The following is a 2,644-nucleotide window of genomic DNA, read 5'->3' on the forward strand; positions in this document are numbered from 1 at the left end:
CTTTTCTTAAGAAACATCTGCTTCCTCCATTGTACTAATCCGGCTCTTTTCTAGTTCCCCTAAGAGATTGAAAATAGTTTCACGAGTTGGGGGACAAGCCTGCATCCAGTGCTCATAAAATTGCTGCATTTTTTGTCGACAAAACTGCTGCTTTTGTGCTACAAAAATACGCTGATGTTTAGTAGCAGTAACCCCTTCAGCTTTAGTTAAAATTTCCTCAAACATTTTTTCCCCAGGTCTAATCCCGGTAAACTCAATTTTAATATCCTCTTCTGGTTCTAAACCAGAAAGACGAATTAAATCCTTAGCTAAATCTACTATTTTTACTGCTTCACCCATATCCAAGATAAAAATCTCTCCTCCATGGGCCATTCCAGCTGCTTGTAAAACTAATTGAGCAGCTTCAGTGGGCGTCATAAAAAAACGTTCCATTTGTGGATCAGTAACCGTTATGGGGCCCCCACGCCTAATTTGTTCCTGAAAAATAGGGATCACACTACCTCTACTTCCTAAAACATTACCAAAACGCACCGCAGCAAATTTAGTGGTACCGACTGCATTATAATCCTGAATTATAATTTCTGCAATTCGTTTAGTTGCTCCCATTACACTTACAGGATTTACCGCCTTATCTGTGGAAATAAAAACAAAACTTTCCACTCCAGCCTCTATCGCTGCTGCACAAACATTTTTCGTTCCCCAAACATTATTTTTAAAGGCCTCCCCCGGATTGGCTTCCATTAAAGGCACATGTTTATGGGCAGCTGCATGAAAAACAATAGCCGGCTTTTTTTCTTGAAATACCGCCCTAATTCTGACCAAATCTTTAATGTCGGCAATAATTGGAGTAATTATTATCCCGGGGAATTTAGCTGCCAATTCCCATTTAATTTCAAAAAGTGGATTTTCATCATGACCCAACAAAATTAATTCCCGCGGCTTAAGAGGACATAATTGCCGACAAAGTTCGGAACCAATAGAACCTCCCGCACCAGTTACCACTATTTTTTTTGCTTGAAAAAAATCCTGCAAAACTTCTATATCTAATTGTACCGGGGCTCGTCCCAACAAATCTTCTACTTTAATTTCTCTAATTAAATCTACCGTAATTTCACCATTAAGTAAATCATAAATTCTTGGTAAGGTATGTACTGGTACCTTTATTTTTCGACAAATCTCCGCAATTTCCTTAATTACTTCCCCTGGTGCTGTCGGCATGGCTATTAACACTTCATCAACCTTGTATTCCCGCACCACCTCAGCTAAATCAGCACAGGTACCCAAAACCGCAAAACCCATTATTTTAGTTTTGGCTTTCACCGGATCATCATCTAAAAAACCGAGTGGATAACGTTCCGGATTTTCTTGTCTTAATAATTCTTTTACAACCAATACCCCGGCATCACCAGCCCCAATTATTAAAACCCGGCGGGCATCAGCAGGATAATAAAAACTAAAACCATGTTCTTTATAGAATTTAGGAATAACCCTAATTCCCCCTGATAAACAAACATCCAATAAACCAGTTAAAATAAAAATACTGCGGGGAACCGCGATACTTAAAAAATAACTGATAGAAACTAAACTAAAAGAAGCAATCACCAAAGAACCAATTAAGACCAACAAATCTTCTACACGGGCAAAACGCCAGATACGTTCATAAATACCTCCGAAATAAAAGACTAATAATTTACAGCCTAGATACCAATACCATAGCTGACGAAAACCTATGTATGACAAAGCCGGGATCTGTCCTTCAAAACGCAAATAATAGGCACCATAAAAGGCCGCTAAACCCGTGATTATATCTAGTAGTAAAAAAACAAACCATTTCTTTTTTAAAAACCAAAACCTATTTTTTTGCATCAAGATTCACTTCCTTAACCATTATAACAATTTTAAACCATAGATCATATCTGTCCAAGTATACTTTTCAGTATAAGCTTCATACTTGTTTTGCAAATAAATAATTTCATTCAAATTTAAATAACCGACTTTCCAGCGTAAAACCCTAAATTTTAATTCCCCATCTTCCAAATAAGATTTAGTAATTTCTTTAATTGGTTTATAGCCCTGACAGAGTAATTCCCCAAAACCCAAAAACACTGCTGCCACATCAGTAAGTACCTCGTTTTTAATTTCGGGATAAACCTCCAAATCATAATAATATAAAAAATTATGTACACATTCATGTATCAAGACAGCTATAACCTGAGCCACACTATAAGTATTATCACGGAATAAATGCACCTGCCAATTAGCTTTACCGTGCACTTCATAAGCTCCGGAAATATCATTACCTTTAAAAGAATCCTTAATAATCACTTCTACAGCATTATGGGCACCTGTATGGCTGACAATACTGTCAGCTAGTTTTTGTAAAACAGGCAGACAGAAACGGTCCTTTTTCAATGCAGCCTGAATACTTTCCGGCACTTGATAAATACCTTGAGGTAAAACACGTTTTTCCCCCATTTTTTGCAGAAGATAAACAATCATTTCATCCAAGATCGGGTCACTTGTTTTTAAAACAACGGGATCATCTTTTAAAACAATGGCTCTTTTACGGCAAAAGGCACAATATTTAAAAACTAAATACCCCGTAAATCCCAATAGGACACCAAATAAAAATCTATTCATCGGC

The 2,644-nt window shown here is 37.0% G+C and carries 2 protein-coding genes; both read right to left on the bottom strand.

Annotation, left to right across the window (positions count from 1 at the left end):
* Nucleotides 1-6: 6 nt before the first annotated feature.
* Nucleotides 7-1,866, bottom strand: a complete 1,860-nt coding sequence (locus tag GX687_04605; protein HHX96726.1) for a polysaccharide biosynthesis protein — start codon at nucleotides 1,864-1,866, stop codon at nucleotides 7-9.
* Between the two features lie 21 nt (nucleotides 1,867-1,887).
* Nucleotides 1,888-2,613, bottom strand: coding sequence for a hypothetical protein (locus GX687_04610; GenBank protein ID HHX96727.1), 726 nt, complete (start codon nucleotides 2,611-2,613; stop codon nucleotides 1,888-1,890).
* Nucleotides 2,614-2,644 lie beyond the last annotated feature (31 nt).

It is taken from the genome of Clostridia bacterium, assembly GCA_012841935.1.
Classification (GTDB): domain Bacteria; phylum Bacillota; class Peptococcia; order DRI-13; family DTU073; genus DUTS01.